This window comes from Streptomyces sp. NPDC022552 (genome assembly GCF_055561875.1).
In genome coordinates, this window is sequence record NZ_JBVHGJ010000007.1 from 326,365 (window position 1) to 349,850 (window position 23,486).

A 23,486-nucleotide genomic window follows, 5' to 3' on the forward strand; every position below is an offset into this window, starting at 1 on the left:
ACACAATCGACCACACGCGCGAGGAGCACGTCATGACTGCCGCCGGTACCCCCATCGCCGTCGTCACCGGAGCGAGCAGCGGAATCGGCGCGGCCACCGCCAAGCAGCTCGCCGCCGCCGGATACCGCGTGGTCCTCACCGGCCGCCGCAAGGACCGCATCGAAGCACTGTCCGCAGAAATCGTCGAGGCCGGCCACCAGGCCACCGCCTACGCCCTCGACGTCACCGACCGCGACGCCGTCCAGACCTTCGCGACCGCCTTCCGCACCATCGCCGTGCTCGTCAACAACGCCGGAGGCGCCCTCGGCGCCGACCCCGTCGCCACCGGCAACCCCGACGAATGGCGCCAGATGTACGAGGTCAACGTCATCGGCACCCTCAACGTCACCCAGGCCCTGCTCCCCGCCCTCACCGCGAGCGGCGACGGCACGGTCGTCGTCCTCTCCTCCACCGCCGGACACGCCACCTACGAAGGCGGCGCCGGCTACGTCGCCGCCAAGAACGGCGCCCGCGTCCTCGCCGAAACCCTCCGCCTGGAGATCGTCGGCACCCCGGTCCGCGTCATCGAGATCGCCCCCGGCATGGTCAAGACCGACGAGTTCGCCACCACCCGCTTCCGCGGCGACACCGAAAAGGCCTCCAAGGTCTACGCGGGCGTGTCCGAACCCCTCACCGCCGACGACGTGGCCGACACCATCACCTGGGCATGCACCCGCCCCCCGCACGTCAACATCGACCTCCTGGTCGTCCGCCCCCGAGCCCAGGCCTCCAACACCAAGATCCACCGCGAGCTCTGAGCCACGGGCCGCGGGCGGAGAACGGAGAAAGGGCCGGTGCTCGGCACCGGCCCCTTCCCTCCGCCCTCGGTCCCCGCGGTCATCAGCCCTTCACACAGATGACCTGCTTCAGCTTCGCGACCACCTCGACCAGGTCCCGCTGCTGATCGATGACCTTCTCGATCGGCTTGTACGCGCCCGGGATCTCGTCCACGACGCCGGAGTCCTTACGGCACTCGACGCCCCGCGTCTGCTCCTCCAGGTCCCGCGTCGAGAAGCGCCGCTTCGCAGCGGTCCGGCTCATCTTCCGACCCGCGCCGTGCGACGCCGAGTTGAAGGACGCCTCGTTGCCGAGCCCCTTCACGATGTACGAACCGGTGCCCATCGAGCCCGGGATGATCCCGAAGTCGCCGGAGCCGGCCCGGATCGCTCCCTTACGGGTCACGAGCAGGTCCATCCCGTCGTACCGCTCCTCCGCCACATAGTTGTGGTGGCAGGAGATGACGGGGTCGAACGACACCTTCGCCTTGCGGAACTCCCGGCGGACGACCTCTTGGAAGAGCGCCATCATCACCGCGCGGTTGTACTTCGCGTACTCCTGCGCCCAGAACAGATCGTTCCGGTACGCCCCCATCTGCGGTGTGTCCGACACGAAGACCGCCAGGTCACGGTCGACGAGCCCCTGGTTGTGCGGCAGCTTCTGCGCCTCGCCGATGTGGTACTCGGCAAGCTCCTTGCCGATGTTCCTGGAGCCGGAGTGCAGCATGAGCCATACCGAACCGGACTCATCAAGACAGAACTCGACGAAGTGATTGCCGCTTCCTAGCGTTCCCATCTGCTTTTCGGCCCGTTCGTGACGGAATTTGACCGATTCGGCGATCCCGTCGAACCGCGACCACAGGTCGTCCCACCCCGCCGTCGGGAACTGGTACAGCCGCGACGGATCCACCATGTCCCGGTGCATCCCCCGCCCCACCGGAATCGCCTGCTCGATCTTCGACCGCAGTCGCGAAAGGTCCCCCGGCAGGTCGTTCGCCGTCAGCGACGTCTTGACCGCCGACATCCCGCATCCGATGTCCACACCCACCGCCGCCGGACAGACCGCCCCGTGCATCGCGATCACCGAGCCGACCGTCGCGCCCTTGCCGTAGTGCACGTCCGGCATCACGGCCAGGCCCTTGATCCACGGCAGCGTGGCCACGTTCTGGAGCTGCTGCATCGCGCCGCCCTCGACCGTGGAAGGATCGGTCCACATCCGGATGGGCACCTTCGCACCCGGTACCTCTACATACGACATACTTCCTCGATTCCCCCAAAAAGCCTGATAACGCAAAAACCGGAGCCAAGGCCCGTACAGGTGACAACGGACCGGCATCAACGGCTGCGTGTGCGATAGACATTGTGTCCACCGGCCGGACTCCGGCGGCAAACAGTTTTCGGGAGAAGGGAGCCTGGGAGCGTGCAGCGACAGGCGTACGTACCCGGTCTGGCAGCGCTCTCCGCAGCGCTCGTCCTGGGGCTCACCGGATGCTCCTCCGGAGGCGGATCCGGAACCGGCGCCGTCGACTCCAAGGCCGGCCCCGCCGCCCCCGCCGCTCCCCCGGGCCGCTACCGCACCCTCTTCGAACCCTGCGGCGCCGTCCCGCAGAACACGCTCAGGGATCTGCTGCCCGGCGCCGCCCAGCTCCCCGACGAGGAGCGGCTCGCGGTGTACCGCGGTTCCGCCGCCGTCACGTACGACACCGACCGCCGCGTCGGCTGCAGCTGGAAGGCCGACACACCGGATGCCATGTACCGGCTGCGGCTCGACATCGAACGGGTCGTGTCGTACGACCCCGCCGTGAGCGACGACGACCGCGCGCAGGAGGTGTTCTCCCGCAAGCAGCTCGCGGCGGACCTTCCCCAGCCGCCTCAGCCGACTCCCCCGCCCCAGAGTCCCGCAAGCCCCTCCGGCAGCGCGGGCGACACCGGCAGCACCAGCGGCAGCCCGACCGCGAGCGGCAGCGGCAGCGCGCAGCCCGGCTCCTCCGCCACCCAGTCCCCGGCGCAGACCCCCACGGGCGCGCCGACCACCGGTCTGGAGCCGCGCGTCCTGCAGGGCCTCGGTCAGATCGCCTTCCTCGACGACGCGCTCAGCGCCGGCGGGGCGAACGGCCGGCACCGCACCGTGAGCGTGGTGTTCCGCACATCCAACGTGGTCGTGACGGTCGAGTACGTGGAGCAGACGACCGGCTCCGCGGAGGCCCCCGACAGCAGGGAACTGCAGGAAAAGGCCCTGAACCTGGCCCGTCTGCTCGCCGAGCGCCTGGAGGAGTAGCCGTCCCGACCGGCTCGGCCACCGCAGGGCGCCCGCTCGGCGACCCCTCCGCGGGGGCGCCGGGACCACGTAACGTGTCGGCGTACCGTGGCCGCCGGCCGGACCGTCACCGGACCGTACGACAAGCGACTGAAGGAACCATGCACCGATCAGCCCCGCGACTCACCCGCATACTCGCCTGCGCAGCCGTTCCGGTGATGCTCGTCGTCGCCGGCTGCTCCTCGGACTCCGACAGCGGTTCGGCTACGCCCGACAAGGGCAAGGGTTCGTCGTCCTCGACCCCGAGCGCCCAGCAGTCGACGAAGGCGCCCGAGCCCGCGAAGTTCGCGAAGCTGCCCGAGATCTGCAAGTCGATCTCCGCGAAGACGACCGCGAGCCTGGTGCCGAAGGCGAAGGCGAAGAACGGTACGGCGGCCGCGTCGAGCGACACGGCGAGCCGTGGTGGCTGCTCGTGGAACGGTCTCGACGACAAGGGTGTGAAGGGCTCGCAGTACCGCTGGCTCGACGTCTCGTTCTACCGTTACGAGTCGGACGCGTCCCTGGGCAGTGGTGAGAAGCGCGCCCAGGAGAACTTCGCCAAGGAGCTCGCCAAGGTCCAGGCGACGGAGGGCGCGAAGAAGCTGAAGACGGCGGACTCGGCGGGTGTCGGGGACGAGGCGAAGGCCGTGACGTACGAGCTGCGCAAGACGGGCGAGGACTTCAGGTACGCCTCGGTCGTGGCCCGTACGGGCAATGTGCTGGTGCTGCTCACGTACAACGGTGCGGGGTACGCCGGGGCTGACGCCCCCTCGGAGAAGACGGTCCTGGCCGGTGCGGTGAAGGCGTCGAAGGAGGCCGTCGCGGCGGTCGCGGCGGCGAACAAGTAGGCCGCGCGGGCCGCGGGCGTCGCGTACACCCGTATTTGCGCATGTTTTCGAGGAGCCTGTCCCTCCCCAGGGGGCCGGGCTCCTCGCGCGTGTGCCACGCTGTGCCCGCGAGATGTGGATTGACGGGAGGGGATCGCGGGTGGCCGCGGTGCAGCTGACACGCACGCACAAGATACTGATCGGTGTGGTGATCGCCGGTGCGGTGGTCATCGCCGGTATCGGTTTCGCGGGTTCGTACGCCGCTGTGCGTGAGCTCGCCGTCGAGAAGGGCTTCGGCGACTTCTCCTACTTCTTCCCCATAGGCATCGACGCCGGCATCTGTGTGCTCCTGGCGCTGGACCTGCTGCTGACCTGGATCCGCATACCGTTCCCGCTGCTGCGCCAGACGGCGTGGGTGCTGACGGCGGCGACGATCGCGTTCAACGGCGCGGCCGCGTGGCCGGATCCGCTGGGTGTCGGTATGCACGCGGTGATCCCGGTGCTGTTCGTGGTCGCGGTGGAGGCGGCGCGGCATGCGGTGGGCCGTATCGCCGACATCACCGCCGACAAGCACATGGAGGGCGTGCGGCTCACGCGTTGGCTGCTGTCGCCGATACCGACGTTCCGGTTGTGGCGGCGGATGAAGCTGTGGGAGCTGCGCTCGTACGAGCAGGTGATCAAGCTGGAGCAGGACCGGCTGATCTACCAGGCGCGGCTGCAGGCGCGCTTCGGGCGCGCGTGGCGGCGCAAGGCACCGGTGGAGGCGCTGATGCCGCTGCGGCTTGCGAAGTACGGTGTGCCGCTGGCCGAGACGGCGCCGGCGGGGCTCGCGGCGGCGGGTGTGGAGCCGGTGCTGCTGCCGCCGCAGCCGACGGTGGTGCAGCCGCAGCCGGTGCAGGCGGTTCAGGCCGTTCAGCCGCCGGTCCAGCTGGCCCCTCAGCCGCAACCTCAGCTCCCCCAGGGGCAGGGGCAGGGGCCGGACCAGGCCGCGGTCGGGCCGGATGTGCCGGCGAACCATGACAGCCCGTGGTTCCATGCCCAGACCCTGCCGCCGGAGGCGTACGAGAAGGCTTTCGATCCTCAGTACGTGGAGGGCTTGGAGCCGACCCCGGTGGCGGTGCCGCAGGGCCCGGAGGACGTGATGGTCCCGGGTCCGCGCCAGGAGCAGGGGCCTGAGCAGTTCCAGGAGTACCCGGAGTACGTGGACCCCGAGCCGCCCGTGGACGAGTTCTCCGAGGCGGCGTACAAGGCGATGTGGGACTACGTCGAGGAGCGGCAGGACTTTCCGAACGCCGAGCAGCTCGACATATGGCTGAGTGACATGTACGGCGTGCAGCACCCGCGCAGTGCGTCGATCCTGCGTGAGCTGACGCCGCAGCTGCGTCACCGTATCGAGCAGGAGATGGCGGAGAACCACATTCCGTGACGGGTGACGGGTCGGGGTCTCAGGCCTTGGCCCGCTTCTTCGCGGTCTCGCCCCACAGGGCGAGCGCGATGCCGACGACGGCGAGCGCGAGGTATCCGGCCGTGGGGATGTCCCACCATTTCTGGAGCAGCCCCCAGGGCCCGTCGCCGAAGGTCTGCCCGCCGGCGCCGAGTGCGCCCTGCACGAGGGTGATCCATCCGATGACTGCGATGACTTCGTTCTTCATGTCTCCACGGTCTCCCGCACGTCGCCCGTTTTCGTCGTGCCCACGTCGGAATCCTGCCTAGTCCGAAGTGTGGAGAGGTCGACCGGCGGGCCTGAGGACGGCGGAGGGCCGCCGTCGAACGTACGGCGAAGGGCCGCCACCGGTTCCGGTGGCGGCCCTTGCCGTGTTCCGTGCGGTTACGCGCCGAGCAGCTTGCGCACGCGGTCGGCTCCGACCGCGAGGAGCAGCGTGGGCAGGCGCGGACCGGTCTCGCGGCTGACGAGCAGCTGGTAGAGCAGGGCGAAGAAGGCGCGCTGGGCGACCTTAAGCTCGGGGGTCGGCTTGGCCTCGGGGTCGAGGCCGGCCATGACCTTCGGGACGCCGTAGACGAGCGTGGTCAGTCCGTCCAGGGACCAGTGGGTGTCCAGGCCCTCCAGGAGGAGGCGCAGGGATTCGCGGCCCTGGTCGTCGAGGGAGCCGAGGAGCTCGGCGTCCGGCTCGTCGCGGACGATGGTGCGCTGGTCGGCCGGGACCTGGGTGGTGATCCAGTTCTCGGCGCGGTCCAGGCGCGGGCGGACCTCGTCCAGGCTGGTGACCGGCGACTCCGGGTCCAGCTCGGTCAGGATCCGCAGGGTCTGCTCGTCGTGGCCGGCCGTGATGTCCATGACCGAGGCGAGCGTGCGGTACGGCAGCGGGCGCGGCGTGCGCGGCAGCTCACCGGCGGCGGTGCGGGCGGCACGCGCGTGTGCGGCGGCGTCCGCCGGCAGCACGGAGCCGTCGGCGACCTTGGCCTCGAGCTTGTCCCACTCGTCGTAGAGCCGCTGGATCTCCTGGTCGAAGGCGATCTTGAAGGACTGGTTGGGCTTGCGGCGCGCGTACAGCCAGCGCAGCAGCGGCGCCTCCATGATCTTCAGCGCGTCGGCCGGGGTGGGCACGCCACCGCGCGACGAGGACATCTTGGCCATGCCGCTGATGCCGACGAAGGCGTACATGGGGCCGATCGGCTGGACGCCGTCGAAGATCTGGCGCACGATCTGGCCGCCGACGACGAACGACGAGCCGGGGGACGAGTGGTCCACGCCCGAGGGCTCGAAGATGACGCCTTCGTAGGCCCAGCGCATGGGCCAGTCGACCTTCCAGACCAGCTTGCCGCGGTTGAACTCGCTCAGCTTGACGGTCTCGGTGAAGCCGCAGGCCGTGCAGGTGTAGGCGAGCTCGGTGGTCTCGTCGTCGTACGAGGTGACGGTCGTCAGGTCCTTGTCGCACCGGCCGCAGTACGGCTTGTACGGGAAGTAGCCCCCGGCGCCGCCGGAGCCGTCGTCCTCCGCGGCCGCGCCCGAGCCCTCCTCGGCCTCCAGCTCGGCCTCGTCGAGGGGCTTCTGCGACTGCTTCTTCGGCGCCTTCTTCGTCCGGTACTGGTCGAGGATGGCGTCGATGTCACCGCGGTGCTTCATCGCGTGCAGGATCTGCTCGCGGTAGGTGCCCGTCGTGTACTGCTCGGTCTGGCTGATCGGGTCGTACTCGACGCCCAGCTCGGCGAGCGACTCGACCATGGCGGCCTTGAAGTGCTCCGCCCAGTTGGCGTACGGCGAGCCGGCCGGGGCGGGGACGGAGGTCAGGGGCTTGCCGATGTGCTCGGCCCAGGACTCGTCGACGCCCGCGACGCCGTTGGGCACCTTGCGGTACCGGTCGTAGTCGTCCCAGGAGATGAGGTGCCGGACCTCGTGCCCGCGGCGGCGGATCTCGTCGGCGACCAGGTGCGGGGTCATGACCTCGCGGAGGTTGCCCAGGTGGATCGGGCCGGAGGGGGAGAGTCCGGAGGCGACGACGACCGGTTTGCCAGGCGCACGTCGCTCCGACTCGGCGATGACCTCGTCCGCGAAACGGGAGACCCAGTCGGTCTCGGTGCTGCTCTGAGCCACGGTCGGTTCGTCCTTCTTCCTTGGTCCCTCGAAAGCCTTGCAGCCTTACGTCAGCCATTCTCCCAGACGGAAGGGCCCACTCCGAGGTTGTCCACAGCCCTGAGGTTGTCCACAGGGGAGAAAACACGTTGCCCGCCCATGGGACACTTGACAAGCGATAAAGCCCACCACCGAACCACCGACAGGAACGGAAGCTCATGGCCTCGGTCCCTTCCCTCGCTTCGACCGTGCAGCAGCGTCTCGCGGAAGGCCTCTCGGCAGCCCTGCCGGAGGCCGGTTCCGCCGACCCGCTGCTGCGACGTAGCGACCGGGCCGACTTCCAGGCCAACGGCATCCTGGCCCTCGCCAAGCAGCTCAAGGGCAATCCGCGTGAGCTGGCGACGAAGGTCGTCGACGGCATCCCGGCGAACGACGTGCTGAAGGAGATCGAGGTCTCGGGCCCCGGCTTCCTGAACATCACGGTCACGGACGAGGCGATCGTCAAGACCCTGGCCGCGCGCGCCGCCGACGACCGTCTCGGCGTGCCGTTCGCGGAGAACGCGGGCACGACGGTGATCGACTACGCCCAGCCGAACGTGGCGAAGGAGATGCACGTCGGCCACCTCCGCTCCGCCGTGATCGGCGCGGCCATGGTCGAGATCCTGGAGTTCACGGGCGAGAAGGTGATCCGCCGCCACCACATCGGCGACTGGGGCACCCAGTTCGGCATGCTCATCCAGTATCTGATCGAGCACCCGCACGAGCTGGACCACAAGTCGGAGGACGAGGTCTCCGGCGAGGAGGCCATGTCCAACCTCAACCGGCTGTACAAGGCCTCGCGCGCGCTGTTCGACTCGGACGAGGAGTTCAAGACCCGGGCGCGGGCGCGGGTCGTGGACCTGCAGGCCGGTGACGAGGAGACGCGTGCCCTGTGGCAGCGGTTCGTCGACGAGTCGAAGATCTACTTCTACTCGGTCTTCGACAAGCTCGACATGGACATCGACGACCCGGACGTGGTCGGCGAGTCGGGCTACAACGACATGCTGGTGGAGACCTGCCGCATCCTCGAGGAGTCGGGTGTCGCGGTCCGCTCCAACGGGGCGCTGTGCGTGTTCTTCGACGACGTCAAGGGCCCGGACGGCAACCCGACGCCGCTGATCGTCCAGAAGTCCGACGGCGGCTTCGGCTACGCGGCGACGGACCTGTCCGCGATCCGTGACCGTGTGCAGAACCTGAAGGCGACGTCCCTGCTGTACGTGGTCGACGCCCGGCAGTCCCTGCACTTCAAGATGGTCTTCGAGACGGCTCGCCGCGCGGGCTGGCTGAACGACGAGGTCACCGCGGTCCAGCTGGCGTTCGGCACGGTGCTCGGCAAGGACGGCAAGCCGTTCAAGACCCGTGAGGGCGAGACGGTCCGGCTGGTGGACCTGCTGGACGAGGCGATCGACCGGGCCGCGTCCGTGGTCCGCGAGAAGGCGCGCGACCTGAGCGAGGACGAGATCGCCGAGCGGGGTGCCCAGGTGGGTATCGGCGCGGTGAAGTACGCGGACCTGTCGACGTCGGCGGCGCGGGACTACAAGTTCGACCTGGACCAGATGGTGTCGCTGAACGGCGACACGTCGGTGTACCTCCAGTACGCGTACGCGCGTATCAAGTCGATCTTCGGCAAGGCGGGCGACCGCACTCCGCTCGCCCACCCCGAGCTGGAGCTGTCCCCGGCGGAGCGCGCCCTCGGCCTGCACCTGGACCAGTTCGGCGAGACGGTGGCCGAGGCCGCGGCCGAGTACGCGCCGCACAAGCTGGCGGCGTACCTCTACCAGCTGGCGTCGCTGTACACGACGTTCTACGACCAGTGCCCGGTGATCAAGCCGGAGCCGCCGAAGGAGGTCGCGGAGAACCGCCTCTTCCTGTGCGACCTGACGGCCCGGACGCTCCACCGAGGCATGGCCCTGCTGGGCATCCGGACGCCCGAGCGCCTCTGACGACACGCCGCGGTACGACGAAGGCCCCGGCACCGTATCCGTACGGTGCCGGGGCCTTCGCTCACTCCAGTTCGGCCCACTCGCTCTTGTCGTACCTGTAGCCGTAGATTTTCTTGCCCTCCATGGCGCTGGTCCGGAAGGGCTTGCCGCCGTCGTCGATGACGATCTTCTCGCGCCGCGCGCCGTCGCTCCATTCGAGCTCCAGGTACCAGGAGACGTCATGTCCCTCGGTGTGCACGTCGAGGTTGAAGACCTGCGGGTCGCTCGTGGAGACCTTGAACGGGAAGTCCTTGGCGGGCACGGTGAGGTCGCCGTCCATGCCCGCGATGGGCTTCGCGAACGGCGTCGGCGCGTCGAGGTCGATGTCGAAGGTCTGCGGTGTGACACCGCCGCCGCAGCCCTCGCCCATGGAGTAGACCGTCCGGTCCAGGGGCTCGGACCGCTCCACCACTCGTACGTGGAGGCCGGTGATGACCACGGCGGCGTCGGTGCGGCCGGTGGTCGTGAGCTCCAGGTACATGCGGCCGGCGGCCACTCCGTCGAACGGCGCCGCCCAGCGGCGGGACTCCTGCGGCGAGGGCGGCGGTGGGACCTGGTCGGGCCGCCGGTCGAGCAGGTAGTAGTACCCGCAGGGCCCTGACCAGTTGTACGAGCTGATGCCGGCGCTCACGGGCGTTCCGGTCGCGCCCGCGGCGGGCGCTCCGGTGCCCTTCGTGCGCCTGGGGGTCGCCGAGGGGCCCGACGTCGTGGCGGAGGCTGAGGGCGTCGTGGGGGCGGACGGGGACGTGGAGGACGGCGAGCCGCTCGGGGAGACGCTCACTCCCGGCACCTCGGACGAAGCGGCCGTGGCGCGCCCGCCCTTGGCCTCGTCGCCGGCGCTGTCCGCGGACACCGCCCGCCCGATGCCGTAAGCGACGGGCACGGCGAGCGCGACGACGGCGGCCGCGGCGAGCACCATGCGCAGCCGCCTGCGGGATCGGGGGGCGGGCGTGGCGGGCGCTCTGACGGTGACGAGGGTCTCGGCCGGGTCCTCCTCGGGCTCGACGGCCTCCGGCGCACCGCCGTCGGGCTCGTCCGCGACAGCCGCGACACCCGCCTCGCCTTCCGCCGCCTCGCTCGTCCTACCGGCCGCCTCGGCGCTCCCCTCACCGGCCGCCTCGCCGTTCCCCTCACCGGCCGCCTCGGCCGCCACCGGGGCCACGGGAGCCGCCGGGGCCTCGGCCGCCGCCGGGGCCCGCCGTCTTCTCGCGTCGTCGGCCACGATCCAGCTGCGGTGGAGGGCGATCAGCTCCTCGCGCGTGGCACCGCACAGCCGCCCGAGCCGCTCCACGGGTGCGAACTCCGTGGGGACGGCGTCCCCGTTGCAGTACCGGTGCAGTGTCGACGTGCTCAGGTGCAGCTTCTTGGCCAACGCCCCGTAGCTGAGCCCGGATCGCTCCTTCAATCCGCGTACGAGCTCCGCGAAACCGCCCGTCTCCGTTGCCACCCGCCCCGTCCCCCCTCGTCTCGCCGTCCCGGGAACGCGTTCCAGGGGAGGTTCGTTTCCCCAGGTCACGGTAGGTGCGTGCGTTCCAGCTTCCCCCATTGTCCCGTGCCGATTGCAGGCGGAACGCCCCGGGCCGCAGGGTATGAGCCATGCCGAGCAGCCGAGCCACGGACGCTGTGGCCCTGGCGGTGCTGATCACCTGCGCCGCAATCGCCATCGCGCTGATCAATCGTCACTGACCCGCGACCACACCGCACTTCACGGGGGACACCCATGCGTATCGACACCCGCGTCATCACGACCGCCGCGACCGCCCTGATCGCCGCGCTGTCGCTCACCGCCTGCCAGGGGGACGGCGAGTCGGCCGCCTCCTCGAAGCCGTCGACGGAGACGTCCTCGACCGCGCAGGCGCCGCCATCGAAGCCGTCCACGCCAACAGCCACCGCGTCGCCGTCGGCCGACCCGTCCTCGCGGCAGTCGCAGAAGCCGTCGTCCCAGCAGTCACCGAAGCAGCCCTCGAAGCCGGGCGCGAAGCCCGGGACCGGAGCGAAGGACGACGGCCCGGTCACCACCGCGTGCACCGGCGCGACGACCAAGGTCGTCGTGAGCCAGGTGTCCCGCCCCATCAACCACCTCCTCCTGACCGTCACCAACACCGGCAGCCGCGCCTGCAACGCCTACGGCGCTCCGTTCGTCGGCTTCGACGACGCCCAGGCCCCCATCGCCCGCATCGAGGAGTCCCGCCCGCAGGCCGTCGCCACCCTCGCCCCGGGGGCCTCGGCCTACGCCTCGGTCATCCTCTCGGGCGAGCGGAGCGGCGACCCCGACGCGCACGGCCGCACCGTGCGCACGGTGTCCGTCCATTTCGCCCCGGGCGACGGCTCGGGCGGCTCCGTGGGCAGCGGCAGGACCGTGGCGGCGCCGAGCGGCACGTACGCCGACGACGACGCCCGCGTCTCGTACTGGCAGCACACCCTGGAAGACGCCCTGACGTACTGACGTACCGGCAGGCGATCAATCGCGATCGAGCCTCAGTGGATCGGGCGGGACGTCCTGCCCGACACCTCGTCGATCTCGGTGTGTGCCTTCTGGAGCAGCTGCGAGGCGAGATCCATCAGTGCGCGGGCCCCCGCGATCTCCTCGCCGACCCGTAGCTGCTCCGGGTCGGACGGGTGCCTCATGGCGTTGCCCTTACCGCGGAACTCGGTGCCGTCACCGAGGCGCACCATGGCGGCCGCCCTCGTCCGGTCGCCGTCCTCCTGGAACTCCATCTCGATGTGCCACCCGACCAGCGTGTGCATCATGAGGACCACCTCCTGAGGTACTTCCAGGGTGCGCCGCCCGGCCGTTCCGTACCAATCGATGCGTCGCCGGCCGTCGAGCCGGCCGCCGCCGAGGGAAATGATCACTGTCCGTCAATTCATTTGCGCGGTCGGTGGCGGCCCGGCAAACTGTTAGTCATGACTAACGAATTAGCTCGTACAGAGCTCGTGGAGACCGACGCACTGCCCCTGTTCGGACGGCCGGACGCCGGCCTCATCCTGATCTCCGAGTGGCGGACGGAGGACGCGGAGCGGCAGCGGATCGTGATGGACGGTGTCGTCGACACCTGGGCGCAGGCGCGGCTGCCGGAGACCTTCCTCTCCCGCTACTGCCTGGCGGGCTCCGACGGCCGCACCATCCTCAACTTCGCCCAGTGGACCAGCTCGGAGGCCCATCTCGCCTTCGCCGCCGACCCCGCGAACCGCCGGGACATCGCGGACTCCATCCAGTCCCTGATCACGGTCGGCCCGCCCGGCCGGTACCGCCACGACCGCGCGGTCGTCCTCCGGGACGCGCCGGTGCGCAGCCTCAGCACGACCGGCTCCGAGGACGGCGTCGCCCAGTACTTCCACCGCGGCGGCGAGGACGGCAGGCTCGTCCACGTCCTCACGGCGCACGAAGACGAAGGGGACGGAACCGCCCTGCGGTTCCGTCCCTATCGAGGAGTCGTACGAGAAGTGGTGCGGGAAGCCGGCCGCGTAACCGGCCGGGACGACGTCAGACCCCGCGGCTGAGCTTCTGGGCGACCTCGGTGGCCCAGTACGTCAGGATCATCTGCGCACCCGCGCGCCTGATCCCGGTCAGCGTCTCGAAGATGGCCCTGTCGCGGTCGATCCAGCCCTTCTCGGCCGCGGCTTCGACCATCGCGTACTCACCGCTGATCTGGTACGCGGCGACGGGCACGTCCACGGCGTCGGCGACCTTCGCCAGCACGTCCAGATAGGGACCCGCGGGCTTCACCATCACCATGTCGGCGCCCTCCTCCAGGTCGAGCGCCAACTCCCGCAGAGACTCGCGAAGGTTGGCCGGATCCTGCTGGTACGTCTTGCGGTCGCCCTGCAGCGAGGAGCCGACGGCCTCGCGGAAGGGGCCGTAGAAGGCGGAGGAGTACTTCGCGGTGTACGCGAGGATCGACACGTCCTCCTTGCCGATGGTGTCCAGCGCGTCGCGGATCACCCCGACCTGACCGTCCATCATCCCGGACGGCCCGACGACATGGACGCCCGCGTCGGCCTGGACCTGGGCCATCTCGGCATACCGCTCCAGCGTGGCGTCGTTGTCGACGCGGCCGGTCCCGTCCAGGACGCCGCAGTGCCCGTGGTCGGTGTACTCGTCCAGGCACAGGTCCGACATGATGACGAGGTCGTCGCCGACCTCCGCCTTCACGTCCCTGATCGCGACCTGAAGAATCCCGTCCGGGTCCGTGCCCGCGGTACCGGCGGCGTCCTTCTTCTCGTCCTCCGGCACACCGAAGAGCATGATCCCGGAGACCCCGGCCTCCAGCGCCTCCACGGCGGCCTTCCGCAGGGTGTCCCGCGAGTGCTGCACCACGCCGGGCATCGCGGTGATCGGCCGCGGCTCGGTGATCCCCTCGCGCACGAACGCGGGGAGGATCAGATCGGCCGGACTCAGCCGCGTCTCGGCCACCATCCGCCGCATGGCAGGAGTCGTCCGCAGCCGCCGCGGCCGCGCCCCGGGAAAGGTTCCGTACGAGTTCATGAATCGAGGCTACGCCCACGGGGTCGGTGCACTTACCGACACCGTGTTGCTCCGCTGCGCCGCTGCGGGGCACACGGAGGCGCCCCGAACGCACGAGGTGCGGGACCCCGAAAGGCCCCGCACCCCATGCACCGCACACGACTACGTCGTCCGACGCCTCCGCGCCCCCGGCCGCCGCTCCGACGGCCGCGTCACCGGATCGCCCGCCTCCAGCGCCGCCGCCCGCCGCCGCAGACCGAAGTCCGCCAGCGCCTCCGCGAGCTTGTGCACCGACGGCTCCGGCGAGAGCACATCCACCCGCAGGCCGTGCTCCTCCGCCGTCTTCGCGGTCGCGGGACCGATACAGGCGATGACCGTGACGTTGTGCGGCTTCCCGGCGATACCCACCAGGTTCCGCACCGTCGACGAGGACGTGAACAGCACCGCGTCGAAGCCACCGCCCTTGATGGCCTCACGCGTGTCCGCCGGCGGCGGCGACGCCCGCACCGTCCGGTAGGCGGTGACGTCGTCGACCTCCCACCCGAGCTCGATGAGCCCCGCGACCAGCGTCTCCGTCGCGATGTCCGCCCGCGGCAGGAAGACACGGTCGATCGGGTCGAAGACCGGGTCGTACGGCGGCCAGTCCTCCAGGAGCCCCGCGGCGCTCTGCTCACCGCTCGGCACCAGGTCCGGCTTCACACCGAAGTCCACGAGCGCCGCGGCGGTCTGCTCGCCCACCGCCGCGACCTTGATCCCGGCGAAGGCCCGGGCGTCGAGCCCGTACTCCTCGAACTTCTCCCGCACCGCCTTCACCGCGTTGACGGACGTGAAGGCGATCCACTCGTAGCGGCCGGTCACCAGACCCTTGACCGCACGCTCCATCTGCTGCGGCGTCCGCGGCGGCTCGACGGCGATCGTCGGCACCTCGTGCGGCACCGCACCGTACGAACGCAGCTGGTCGGAGAGCGACGCGGCCTGCTCCTTCGTACGCGGCACGAGCACCCGCCAGCCGAAGAGCGGCTTGGACTCGAACCACGCGAGCTGGTCCCGCTGCGCCGGGGCGCTGCGCTCGCCGACCACGGCTATGACCGGCCGGTGGCCCTCGGGCGAGGGGAGGATCTTGCCCTGCTTGAAGACCTGCGCGATCGTGCCGAGCGTCGCGGTCCAGGTCCGCTGCCGGGTCGTCGTACCGCCGATGGTCACGGTGAGCGGGGTGTCCGGCTTACGGCCTGCCGCCACCAGCTCACCGGCCGCCGCCGCCACCGCGTCCAGCGAGGTGGACACGACCACGGTGCCGTCCGAGGCACCGACCTCGGTCCAGCAGCGGTCGTCGGCGGTACGGGCGTCCACGAAGCGCACATCGGTGCCCTGCGCGTCGCGCAGCGGGACACCGGCGTACGCGGGTACGCCCACCGCCGTCGCGACACCGGGCACGACCTCGAAGGGGATGCCCTCGGCGGCGCAGGCCAGCATCTCCTGACCTGCGTTTCCGTCGAGGCCGGGGTCGCCGGTCACCGCACGGACGACCCGCTTGCCGCCGCGTGCGGCCTCCATGACAAGATTGGTGGCATCCCTCAACACGGGGACACCGGCGGTTGTTGACGCCTCGTCAACAACCGTCAGCTCAGGCGTGCTCACGCCCGCGCGCGCATGGCACCGGACGACTTCGAGCACCTCCGGCTCGGCGATCAGTACGTCCGCGCCGGCGAGGGCTTCGACGGCCCGGAGTGTCAGCAGTCCGGGGTCGCCTGGACCGGCGCCGAGGAAGGTGACGCTCCCGTGGCCGAAGAAGGCCGAGGGCGCGGGGCTGGTGGTCGGGCTGGTGGGGCTCAAAGTGCTCGCTCCCCCATAAGACCGGCCGCACCCTTGGCGAGCATCTCGTCCGCGAGTTCGCGTCCGAGCGCCATCGCCTCGTCGTGCGACGCGGGTACGGGACCGGTGGTGGACAGCTGCACCAGCGTCGAGCCGTCGGTGGTGCCGACGACGCCGCGCAGGCGCATTTCGGTGACAATCTGCCCGCGGCCGGAATCCTCGGCCAGCAGGTCGGCCAGCGCACCCACGGGTGCGGAGCAGCCGGCCTCCAGGGCGGCGAGCAGGGAGCGCTCGGCGGTCACGGCGGCCCGGGTGTGCGGGTCGTCGAGTTCGGCGAGCGCGGCGACGAGGTCGGCGTCGGACGCCAGGCACTCGATCGCCAGTGCCCCCTGGCCGGGGGCGGGCAGGACGGAGTCGACCGACAGGTGGTCGAGCGACAGGGAGCCGGTGAGCTCCGCCGTCCCGCCGATGCGGTTGAGGCCGGCCGCGGCGAGAACCACCGCGTCCAGCTCCCCACCACGTACGTATCCGACGCGGGTGTCGATGTTCCCGCGGATCGGCACGGTCTCGATGGTCAGCCCGTGGCTGCGCGCGTACGCGTTGAGCTGGGCGGTGCGGCGCGGCGAACCGGTGCCGATCCGGGCGCCGTCGGGCAGCCGGTCGAGCGTCAGTCCCTCGCGGGCGACCAGCACGTCACGCGGGTCCTCGCGCTCCGGGATGGCGGCCAGCACCAGCTCGGGGTGCTGGGCGGTCGGCAGGTCCTTCAGGGAGTGGACGGCGAAGTCCACCTCGCCGGCCAGGAGCGCGTCGCGCAGGGCGGCGACGAACACGCCGGTGCCGCCGATCTGCGCGAGGTGCTCACGGGAGACGTCCCCGTACGTCGTGATCTCCACGAGCTCGACGGGCCGGCCGGTCGTCCGCCGGACGGCGTCGGCCACATGCCCGGACTGGGCCATGGCGAGCTTGCTGCGCCTGGTCCCGAGCCTCAGTGCCCTCTCGGTCATACTCGCCCTCGGTTCTTGACGTCGGCGTCATTCAGGTCGGCCCGGGAGACGGAGGCGACCGTCTCCGGGTCGAGGTCGAAGAGTGTCCGCAGCGCGTCGGCGTACCCGGCGCCGCCGGGCTCGCTGGCCAGCTGCTTGACCCGCACGGTGGGCGCGTGCAGGAGCTTGTCGACCACCCGGCGCACGGTCTGGGTGATCTCGGCGCGCTGCTTGTCGTCGAGGCCGGGCAGCCGGCCCTCGAGCCGGGCCACCTCGCCCGCGACGACATCGGCGGCCATGGTGCGCAGGGCGACCACGGTCGGGGTGATGTGCGCGGCGCGCTGGGCGGCGCCGAAGGCGGCCACCTCGTCGGAGACGATGGAGCGCACCTGGTCGACGTCGACGGCCATGGGGGCGTCGGCGGAGGCCTCGGCGAGCGACTCGATGTCGACGAGCCGGACGCCGGGCAGGCGGTGCGCGGCGGCGTCGATGTCGCGGGGCATGGCGAGGTCGAGCAGGGCGAGCGGGGCCGTACGGCCCGCCATCGCGGCCTCGACGGCCTCGCCGGTCAGGACGAGTCCGGTGGCTCCGGTGCAGGAGACGACGACGTCGGCACGTGTCAGTTCGTCGCCGACGGCAACCATCTCGACCGCGCGCGCGGCCACGCCCGTCGATCCGGGCTCGGTCAGGATCTGTACGAGTCGCTCGGCGCGCGCGGCCGTACGGTTGGCGATCACGATCTCGGCGACGCCGGAGCGCGCGAGCGTGGCGGCGGCCAGCGAGGACATCGACCCGGCGCCGATGACCAGGGCGCGCTTGCCCGCGGCCCAGGCGTTGACGTCCGTACCGTCGGCGAGCTGCTCGAGACCGAAGGTGACCAGCGACTGCCCGGCCCGGTCGATCCCGGTCTCGCTGTGGGCGCGCTTGCCGACCCGCAGCGCCTGCTGGAACAGATCGTTGAGGAGACGGCCGGCGGTGTGCAGGTCCTGGCCGAGCGCGAGGGCGTCCTTGATCTGGCCGAGGATCTGGCCCTCGCCGACGACCATGGAGTCCAGGCCGCAGGCCACCGAGAAGAGGTGGTGGACGGCCCGGTCCTCGTAGTGCACGTAGAGATAAGGGGTGAGCTCCTCGAGCCCGACGCCGCTGTGCTGGGCGAGGAGCGTGGACAGCTCGGCGACACCGGCGTGGAACTTGTCCACGTCGGCGTAGAGCTCGATGCGGTTGCAGGTGGCCAGGACCGCGCCCTCGGCGGCCGGCTCGGCGGCGAGGGTGTCCTGCAACAGCTTGGCCTGGGTGTCCGCGGCGAGGGAGGCCCGCTCCAGGACGCTGACCGGGGCGCTGCGGTGGCTGAGGCCGACGACGAGGAGGCTCATGCCGGCATCACGGCGGGGACGTCCCCGTCGGGTCCCTTGCGGCTGCCGCCCTTGACCGGGGCCTCGCCCGCCGTACCGCCCGCCGGGGCGAGCGGAACGGGCGGCGCCGGTACGGCGGCGGCCTCGGACTCGGCCTCCTCGCCGGCCTTGCGCTGCTCGTGGAAGGCGAGGATCTGCAGCTCGATGGAGAGGTCGACCTTGCGCACGTCCACGCCGTCGGGCACGGAGAGCACGGTCGGGGCGAAGTTCAGGATGGAGGTGACGCCGGCGGCCACGAGCCGGTCGCAGACCTGCTGGGCGACGCCGGCCGGGGTCGCGATGACGCCGATGGAGACGCCGTCCTCCTCGATGATCTTCTCGAGGTCGTCGCTGTGCTGGACGGGGATCCCGGCGACCGGCTTGCCGGTCATGGCGGGGTCGGCGTCGATGAGCGCGGCGACCCGGAAGCCACGGGAGGCGAAGCCGCCGTAGCCGGCGAGCGCGGCGCCGAGGTTACCGATACCGACGATGACGACGGGCCAGTCCTGCGTCAGACCGAGCTCACGGGAGATCTGGTAGACGAGGTACTCGACGTCGTAGCCGACGCCCCGCGTACCGTACGAGCCGAGGTAGCTGAAGTCCTTGCGCAGCTTCGCGGAGTTGACGCCCGCGGCGGCTGCGAGCTCCTCGGAGGAGACCGTGGGTACGGAGCGCTCCGACAGTGCGGTGAGCGCACGCAGATACAGCGGAAGCCGGGCGACGGTGGCCTCGGGAATTCCTCGGCTACGGGTCGCCGGTCGGTGAGTTCGGCCAGTTGCCACGGTGCTCCTGCGGGATGAGCGGGGCTGCAGGCGGCCGTGTGTCCCAAGACCGCCCCGTCGAATGCAGGCTATGTCTTTGTGAACGCGTGCACAAAGATGGTGTCCGTTTTGTCCGGCCAAAGTGACCGGGGTCACGCGACCGGTTCGCGCCAGGACGGAACCGTGGAGCGCGTCAACCCGTTGAGAACCCGAAGGGGGCAAAACCGTACACACTCCTCACGATCACGCCCCCGAAACCCAACAAAACGTCCACGATGGTAACCGTCTTCGCGTCAGCCACCCAGTTCACGCCGGAGCCGCCCGGCGTCCACACGCCAGAACGTGTGCTGCTCGCCGTCGACCAGGACCACCGGAATCTGCTCCCAGTAGGCCCGGTGAAGCTCCTCGTCCTGGGTGATGTCCTTCTCCTCCCAGCTCGCCCCCGTCTCGGCGCAGACCGCCTCGACCACGGCACGGGCATCGTCGCAGAGATGACAGCCCGGCTTGCCGATCAGCGTCACCGTCCGCGCGGCGGCGGGAACCGCGGGGGTGTTCTTCTTCGCTCGTCCAAACATGCCGTCCATTCTGCGCCGCGCCGCGCCGTGCCCCCTGCATCCAGCTTGCCCCCGATGTCCGCTTAACAGGAGAGTCGCGGAGTGTTCACGCCGCCGCTTCCCGACGCGTCGGGAAGTACCGAACAGACTGGCTATGCTCACGACATGGCCGCAATGGGATGGCTCACCCCCCGTAGGCGCTCCGCCACCGCGCGCAGCGTTCTGGCAGGCGAGGCCGCCGCCGAGGCGGCGCGCAAGACCTCGCAACAGCTCGAACTGGAGCGGGAGACGGCAGCGCGGGCCGAGCCCGAGAAGCCCGCCGAGCCCGAGTTCCCCGTCATGGGCGACGCCGAGGCCGCCGCCTTCTTCGACCTCGACAACACCGTGATGCAGGGCGCCGCGATCTTCCACTTCGGCCGCGGCCTGTACAAGCGGAAGTTCTTCCAGCGGCGCGAACTCGCCCGGTTCGCCTGGCAGCAGGCGTGGTTCCGGCTCGCCGGCGTCGAGGACCCGGAGCACATGCAGGACGCCCGCGACAGCGCCCTGTCCATCGTCAAGGGCCACCGCGTCTCCGAGCTGATGTCCATCGGCGAGGAGATCTACGACGAGTACATGGCCGACCGCATCTGGCCCGGCACGCGCGCGCTGGCCCAGGCCCACCTCGACGCCGGGCAGAAGGTCTGGCTCGTCACCGCCGCGCCCGTCGAGACGGCCACCATCATCGCCCGGCGCCTCGGCCTGACCGGCGCCCTCGGCACGGTCGCCGAGTCCGTCGACGGCGTCTACACCGGCAAGCTCGTCGGCGAGCCCCTGCACGGGCCCGCCAAGGCGGAGGCCGTACGCGCCCTGGCCGCGGCCGAGGGCCTGGACCTGAACCGCTGCGCGGCGTACAGCGACTCGCACAACGACATCCCGATGCTCTCGCTGGTCGGGCATCCGTACGCCATCAACCCGGACACCAAGCTGCGCAAGCACGCCAAGGCGCGCGACTGGCGGCTGCGTGACTACCGGACGGGCCGCAAGGCCGCGAAGGTCGGCATCCCGGCCGCGGCGGGCGTCGGCGCGCTCGCGGGCGGCACGGCCGCGGCCGTTGCCCTGCACCGCCGCCGCCGCTGACGGACGGCCCCGCCCGCCACGTGGGCCCCGCCCGACGCGTGGGCACACCGCACGGACACGTGGGCCCCGCACGACACGTCCACGCCGCCCGACACGGCGCGCCGCCCGACGCGACGACACCGTCCGGCGCGCCACCCGCTGCCGATACGTTTCGGCTGCGATCGTCTGCGACAACCCCGGAACCGCCGCCCTCACCCGTACGTGGTCGAACACCGCCGCACAGGTCGACTCGGGCGCATTCGCGGCACCCTACCCAGCAGCGGCGCAGATCACTCCCCGCCTGAGCACTCGACCACAACAGAGCGTGCACGCAGTCACACTCGGAAGCAATGCGATCAACAATCGGTCACCAAGTGCTAAGGATCCCGTCCGCAAGTAGTAACGGATGCGACGGAATCGATGATTTGAGCAACTGGGTGTAGCGCTGCCTGTACGAAGCGTTATTCTCCTCAGACGCACAACGGAACCCACACGTCGCCACGACGAGTGAACGGTCCCGCACTGCACGTGATGGAAGCTCTGCCTCTGGGAGTCCCGTGTACCCACACGTCGGGGTTGACGCCTCGGGCCTGGCTACGCTGCGCGCAACGGTCCTCGACCACTTGCGCGGCTTCGTCCCCACCGCGTACGCCGGCCCTGTCCCCGCCTTTGCCTTCGCCGCCCCGGCACCCGCCGGTCCCTGCTATGCCCTCGCCGAGAGCGGTGCCGCTGTCGGCAGACGGGGCAGCCGCAGCGGCACCGGAACCTCGACCGCCGCCCGCCGCCCCACCGCCGACAGCGACAGCGCCCGCATGATGGATCTGGTCGAGCGCGCCCAGGCCGGTGAGGCCGAGGCCTTCGGCCGCCTGTACGACCAGTACAGCGACACCGTCTACCGCTACATCTACTACCGTGTCGGCGGGAAGGCGACGGCGGAGGACCTCACCAGCGAGACGTTCCTGCGCGCCCTGCGCCGGATCTCCACCTTCACCTGGCAGGGCCGCGACTTCGGCGCCTGGCTGGTCACCATCGCCCGCAACCTGGTCGCCGACCACTTCAAGTCCAGCCGCTTCCGGCTGGAGGTGACCACCGGCGAGATGCTCGACGCCAACGAGGTCGAGCGCAGCCCCGAGGACTCCGTCCTGGAGTCCCTCTCCAACGCCGCGCTGCTCGACGCCGTCCGCCGGCTCAACCCCCAGCAGCAGGAGTGCGTGACCCTGCGCTTCCTGCAGGGCCTCTCGGTCGCCGAGACCGCCCGGGTCATGGGCAAGAACGAGGGTGCGATCAAGACCCTCCAGTACCGGGCCGTGCGCACCCTCGCACGCCTGCTCCCGGAAGACGCCCGCTGACCGCCGTACACCCCCACACGCCCCCCCACCCACCGAGCGCCGCGCCCGCTCGCCCGCTCACGCCCCGCTCCACCCCCACGTCCCCCCATCCCCACAGTCCCCACTCCCCCCACGTCCCCCGACCCCCGTCCAACTCACAGTCGGTGACGCCTCGATGACGCACTGGTCCGATCATCTTTCGCGCGTAACCCAAGTGCCGCGCCGCTCGTTGTGCGGAATGCAGGCTCCCTGTGGTCACGCCATGCCCACAGCCACTCACTCTTTCGTGTGGATGTGTTCAAGGCGTGCAACCTTCCGGACACCCGGGGGAGTCGACCGTCATGACGAGAGGAGGTGCCGCCAGTGATCGCGAACGTATCGGCGCACCGGCGGGCGAACGCCTTCGCCCAGGCCCTGGATGACCGGACGCCCGACGACGCGACGGCCGAGCAGCCCGAGGCGTCGGCCGAACCGGCCGAACAGGGGCGGCTGTTGGCCCTGGCGAACGGTCTCGGCGAACTGCCGAGACCGAAGATGGACCCCGAGGTCAAGGTGGTGCAACGAGCGCAGCTCGTCGCCGCCATGGAAGCGATGCTCGCGGAGGGGAGCGCGGCCGCGGGCCCTACGGTGCCGGAGCAACGGACGGCGAGCGGGCGGGGAGCCCACCGGGCCTCCCCGCTCCGGAAATTGCGCCCCCGCTCCCGCTGGTCGAAGGGCATCGCCGCGGGCGGCCTCACGGTCGGTGTGGCCGCGGGCGCTTTCAGCGGTGTGGCCGCTGCCAGCTCCGACGCCCTCCCCGGTGACTCGCTCTACGGGCTGAAGCGTGGGATGGAGGACATCAAGCGAGGGATGGCCGACGACGACTCCGAGCGGGGCGGGATCTTCCTGGACCAGGCGTCGACGCGGCTCAGCGAGGCACGCAGACTCATGGAGCGAGGGCGCGCAGGCGACCTCGACCACGAATCCCTCAGCGAGATCCGCCGCGTCCTCGGCGGCATGAAGCACGACGCCTCCGAGGGCCACAGGCTGCTGCGCCAGGCGTACGAACGGGACGGCGAGATCGGGCCCATGGCCCGGCTGAACTCCTTCGCCCAGGCCCACCGCTCCACCTGGAACGGCCTGCGCGACCGGCTGCCCGTCCAGCTCAGCGACGTCGGCCAGGAGGTGAACGACGTCTTCGTCGCCATAGACGAAGAGGTCGAGCCGCTCCAGGGCATGCTCCCCCGCACCCCGGAGAAGGGCGCCGTCGAGAGCAGCGGCGCCGGCACCCCGCAGGACACCCCGCGCACGCACACCCAGCGCCCGCCGTCCTCCCCCGCCGCCCCCTCCACGGGCGGCGAAGGCTCCACCCGACCCCAGCCCTCGGGCTCCGGCTCGGGCACGGGCTCCCCACAGGACGACGGCCTGCTCGGCGGGAACACGGGCGGACTGCTCGACGACCCACCGACGGGGACGCTCCCGACACCGTCGGGCAGCCACGCGACACCCGAAATGCCGGATGTCACCCTCCCGCCGCTGCTGCCGGGCCTGCTCCCCGGTCTCGGCATCGACAGCGAGGACGCGCCCTAGCCGATACGTGTGTGGGGCGCCCCCTCTCCGGAGG

At 70.8% G+C, this 23,486-nt stretch carries 21 protein-coding genes; 10 read left to right on the forward strand and 11 right to left on the reverse strand.

All coding sequences use genetic code 11. The features are described from left to right. Positions 1–32: 32 nt before the first annotated feature. Positions 33–797, forward strand: coding sequence for an SDR family NAD(P)-dependent oxidoreductase (locus ACZ3OF_RS21160; protein WP_361671504.1), 765 nt, complete (start codon positions 33–35; stop codon positions 795–797). A gap of 82 nt (positions 798–879) precedes the next feature. On the opposite strand, the gene ACZ3OF_RS21165 is transcribed toward ACZ3OF_RS21160, so the two are convergent. Then, the gene (locus ACZ3OF_RS21165) at positions 880–2,073 is read right to left on the reverse strand and encodes an RtcB family protein (RefSeq protein WP_361671502.1); all 1,194 of its coding nucleotides are present in this window, start codon (positions 2,071–2,073) and stop codon (positions 880–882) included. Positions 2,074–2,235: 162 nt separating this feature from the next. Here ACZ3OF_RS21165 and ACZ3OF_RS21170 point away from each other — a divergent pair, with 162 nt between their 5' ends. The 3 genes from ACZ3OF_RS21170 to ACZ3OF_RS21180 all read left to right on the forward strand — a co-directional run bounded on the left by ACZ3OF_RS21170 (position 2,236) and on the right by ACZ3OF_RS21180 (position 5,364). After that, positions 2,236–3,093 (forward strand): DUF3558 domain-containing protein, encoded by an 858-nt coding sequence (locus ACZ3OF_RS21170; protein WP_361671500.1) that lies wholly within the window; start codon positions 2,236–2,238, stop codon positions 3,091–3,093. A gap of 140 nt (positions 3,094–3,233) precedes the next feature. Then, on the forward strand, positions 3,234–3,959 hold the full coding sequence (locus ACZ3OF_RS21175) for a DUF3558 domain-containing protein (protein WP_361671497.1): 726 nt from the start codon (positions 3,234–3,236) through the stop codon (positions 3,957–3,959). Positions 3,960–4,098: 139 nt separating this feature from the next. Further along, positions 4,099–5,364 (forward strand): DUF2637 domain-containing protein, encoded by a 1,266-nt coding sequence (locus ACZ3OF_RS21180; RefSeq protein WP_467306157.1) that lies wholly within the window; start codon positions 4,099–4,101, stop codon positions 5,362–5,364. Between the two features lie 19 nt (positions 5,365–5,383). Here the strand turns inward: ACZ3OF_RS21180 and ACZ3OF_RS21185 are convergent, their stop codons facing one another. Both ACZ3OF_RS21185 and lysS read right to left on the reverse strand, forming a co-directional pair. Beyond that, a complete protein-coding gene (locus ACZ3OF_RS21185; protein WP_361671492.1) occupies positions 5,384–5,590 on the reverse strand; it encodes a hypothetical protein in 207 nt (68 codons plus the stop codon). A gap of 176 nt (positions 5,591–5,766) precedes the next feature. Continuing rightward, positions 5,767–7,491, reverse strand: coding sequence for a lysine--tRNA ligase (gene lysS / locus ACZ3OF_RS21190; RefSeq protein WP_361671490.1), 1,725 nt, complete (start codon positions 7,489–7,491; stop codon positions 5,767–5,769). 197 nt (positions 7,492–7,688) lie between these two features. Between lysS and argS the strand changes: the two genes are divergently transcribed. Continuing rightward, positions 7,689–9,452: an arginine--tRNA ligase gene (argS, locus tag ACZ3OF_RS21195; RefSeq protein WP_361671488.1), complete on the forward strand. Its 1,764-nt coding sequence runs from the start codon at positions 7,689–7,691 to the stop codon at positions 9,450–9,452. Positions 9,453–9,513: 61 nt separating this feature from the next. On the opposite strand, the gene ACZ3OF_RS21200 is transcribed toward argS, so the two are convergent. Then, entirely contained in the window at positions 9,514–10,938 is a 1,425-nt protein-coding gene (locus ACZ3OF_RS21200) for a helix-turn-helix domain-containing protein (RefSeq protein ID WP_361671486.1), read from the reverse strand. A 273-nt stretch (positions 10,939–11,211) separates the two neighbouring features. Between ACZ3OF_RS21200 and ACZ3OF_RS21205 the strand changes: the two genes are divergently transcribed. Beyond that, a complete protein-coding gene (locus ACZ3OF_RS21205) occupies positions 11,212–11,937 on the forward strand; it encodes a DUF4232 domain-containing protein (protein WP_467306161.1) in 726 nt (241 codons plus the stop codon). Between the two features lie 32 nt (positions 11,938–11,969). Here the strand turns inward: ACZ3OF_RS21205 and ACZ3OF_RS21210 are convergent, their stop codons facing one another. Then, positions 11,970–12,239, reverse strand: coding sequence for a DUF1876 domain-containing protein (locus tag ACZ3OF_RS21210; protein ID WP_361672147.1), 270 nt, complete (start codon positions 12,237–12,239; stop codon positions 11,970–11,972). Positions 12,240–12,398: 159 nt separating this feature from the next. Here ACZ3OF_RS21210 and ACZ3OF_RS21215 point away from each other — a divergent pair, with 159 nt between their 5' ends. Next, positions 12,399–12,995 (forward strand): type 2 periplasmic-binding domain-containing protein, encoded by a 597-nt coding sequence (locus ACZ3OF_RS21215; protein WP_361671480.1) that lies wholly within the window; start codon positions 12,399–12,401, stop codon positions 12,993–12,995. Here the strand turns inward: ACZ3OF_RS21215 and hemB are convergent. From hemB to ACZ3OF_RS21245, 6 genes are all read right to left on the reverse strand, one after another. Next, on the reverse strand, positions 12,979–13,980 hold the full coding sequence (gene hemB, locus ACZ3OF_RS21220; protein ID WP_361671478.1) for a porphobilinogen synthase: 1,002 nt from the start codon (positions 13,978–13,980) through the stop codon (positions 12,979–12,981). The two genes, ACZ3OF_RS21215 and hemB, sit on opposite strands and share 17 nt — an antisense overlap. 141 nt (positions 13,981–14,121) lie before the next feature. Then, on the reverse strand, positions 14,122–15,792 hold the full coding sequence (locus ACZ3OF_RS21225) for a bifunctional uroporphyrinogen-III C-methyltransferase/uroporphyrinogen-III synthase (RefSeq protein WP_361671476.1): 1,671 nt from the start codon (positions 15,790–15,792) through the stop codon (positions 14,122–14,124). After that, complete coding sequence (hemC, locus tag ACZ3OF_RS21230; protein ID WP_467306164.1) at positions 15,789–16,775, reverse strand: hydroxymethylbilane synthase; 987 nt, start codon at positions 16,773–16,775, stop codon at positions 15,789–15,791. The genes ACZ3OF_RS21225 and hemC overlap by 4 nt, the downstream gene beginning before the upstream one ends. Continuing rightward, positions 16,772–18,127, reverse strand: coding sequence for a glutamyl-tRNA reductase (locus ACZ3OF_RS21235; protein WP_361671472.1), 1,356 nt, complete (start codon positions 18,125–18,127; stop codon positions 16,772–16,774). Before ACZ3OF_RS21235 ends, hemC begins: the two co-directional genes overlap by 4 nt. Continuing rightward, positions 18,124–18,927: a redox-sensing transcriptional repressor Rex gene (locus ACZ3OF_RS21240; RefSeq protein ID WP_361671470.1), complete on the reverse strand. Its 804-nt coding sequence runs from the start codon at positions 18,925–18,927 to the stop codon at positions 18,124–18,126. The genes ACZ3OF_RS21235 and ACZ3OF_RS21240 overlap by 4 nt, the downstream gene beginning before the upstream one ends. 272 nt (positions 18,928–19,199) lie before the next feature. Then, on the reverse strand, positions 19,200–19,490 hold the full coding sequence (locus ACZ3OF_RS21245; protein WP_467306167.1) for a glutaredoxin family protein: 291 nt from the start codon (positions 19,488–19,490) through the stop codon (positions 19,200–19,202). Between the two features lie 135 nt (positions 19,491–19,625). Here ACZ3OF_RS21245 and ACZ3OF_RS21250 point away from each other — a divergent pair, with 135 nt between their 5' ends. The 3 genes from ACZ3OF_RS21250 (at position 19,626) to ACZ3OF_RS21260 (ending at position 23,452) form a co-directional block, all read left to right on the forward strand. Then, the gene (locus ACZ3OF_RS21250) at positions 19,626–20,576 is read left to right on the forward strand and encodes an HAD family hydrolase (protein ID WP_361671465.1); all 951 of its coding nucleotides are present in this window, start codon (positions 19,626–19,628) and stop codon (positions 20,574–20,576) included. Positions 20,577–21,112: 536 nt separating this feature from the next. Then, positions 21,113–21,904: an ECF subfamily RNA polymerase sigma factor, BldN family gene (locus tag ACZ3OF_RS21255; RefSeq protein ID WP_361671462.1), complete on the forward strand. Its 792-nt coding sequence runs from the start codon at positions 21,113–21,115 to the stop codon at positions 21,902–21,904. Positions 21,905–22,246: 342 nt separating this feature from the next. After that, a complete protein-coding gene (locus tag ACZ3OF_RS21260; RefSeq protein WP_361671460.1) occupies positions 22,247–23,452 on the forward strand; it encodes a DUF5667 domain-containing protein in 1,206 nt (401 codons plus the stop codon). Positions 23,453–23,486: the final 34 nt, after the last annotated feature.

Coding starts and splice junctions, on each gene's coding strand:
- ACZ3OF_RS21250 (WP_361671465.1), top strand. CDS start 19,626: ATGGCCGCAATGGGATGGCTCACCCCCCGTAGGCGCTCCGCCACCGCG.
- ACZ3OF_RS21205 (WP_467306161.1), top strand. CDS start 11,212: ATGCGTATCGACACCCGCGTCATCACGACCGCCGCGACCGCCCTGATC.
- ACZ3OF_RS21185 (WP_361671492.1), bottom strand. CDS start 5,590: ATGAAGAACGAAGTCATCGCAGTCATCGGATGGATCACCCTCGTGCAG.
- hemC (WP_467306164.1), bottom strand. CDS start 16,775: ATGACCGAGAGGGCACTGAGGCTCGGGACCAGGCGCAGCAAGCTCGCC.
- ACZ3OF_RS21215 (WP_361671480.1), top strand. CDS start 12,399: ATGACTAACGAATTAGCTCGTACAGAGCTCGTGGAGACCGACGCACTG.
- ACZ3OF_RS21235 (WP_361671472.1), bottom strand. CDS start 18,127: ATGAGCCTCCTCGTCGTCGGCCTCAGCCACCGCAGCGCCCCGGTCAGC.
- ACZ3OF_RS21210 (WP_361672147.1), bottom strand. CDS start 12,239: ATGCACACGCTGGTCGGGTGGCACATCGAGATGGAGTTCCAGGAGGAC.
- ACZ3OF_RS21165 (WP_361671502.1), bottom strand. CDS start 2,073: ATGTCGTATGTAGAGGTACCGGGTGCGAAGGTGCCCATCCGGATGTGG.
- ACZ3OF_RS21175 (WP_361671497.1), top strand. CDS start 3,234: ATGCACCGATCAGCCCCGCGACTCACCCGCATACTCGCCTGCGCAGCC.
- hemB (WP_361671478.1), bottom strand. CDS start 13,980: ATGAACTCGTACGGAACCTTTCCCGGGGCGCGGCCGCGGCGGCTGCGG.
- ACZ3OF_RS21245 (WP_467306167.1), bottom strand. CDS start 19,490: ATGGACGGCATGTTTGGACGAGCGAAGAAGAACACCCCCGCGGTTCCC.
- ACZ3OF_RS21160 (WP_361671504.1), top strand. CDS start 33: ATGACTGCCGCCGGTACCCCCATCGCCGTCGTCACCGGAGCGAGCAGC.
- argS (WP_361671488.1), top strand. CDS start 7,689: ATGGCCTCGGTCCCTTCCCTCGCTTCGACCGTGCAGCAGCGTCTCGCG.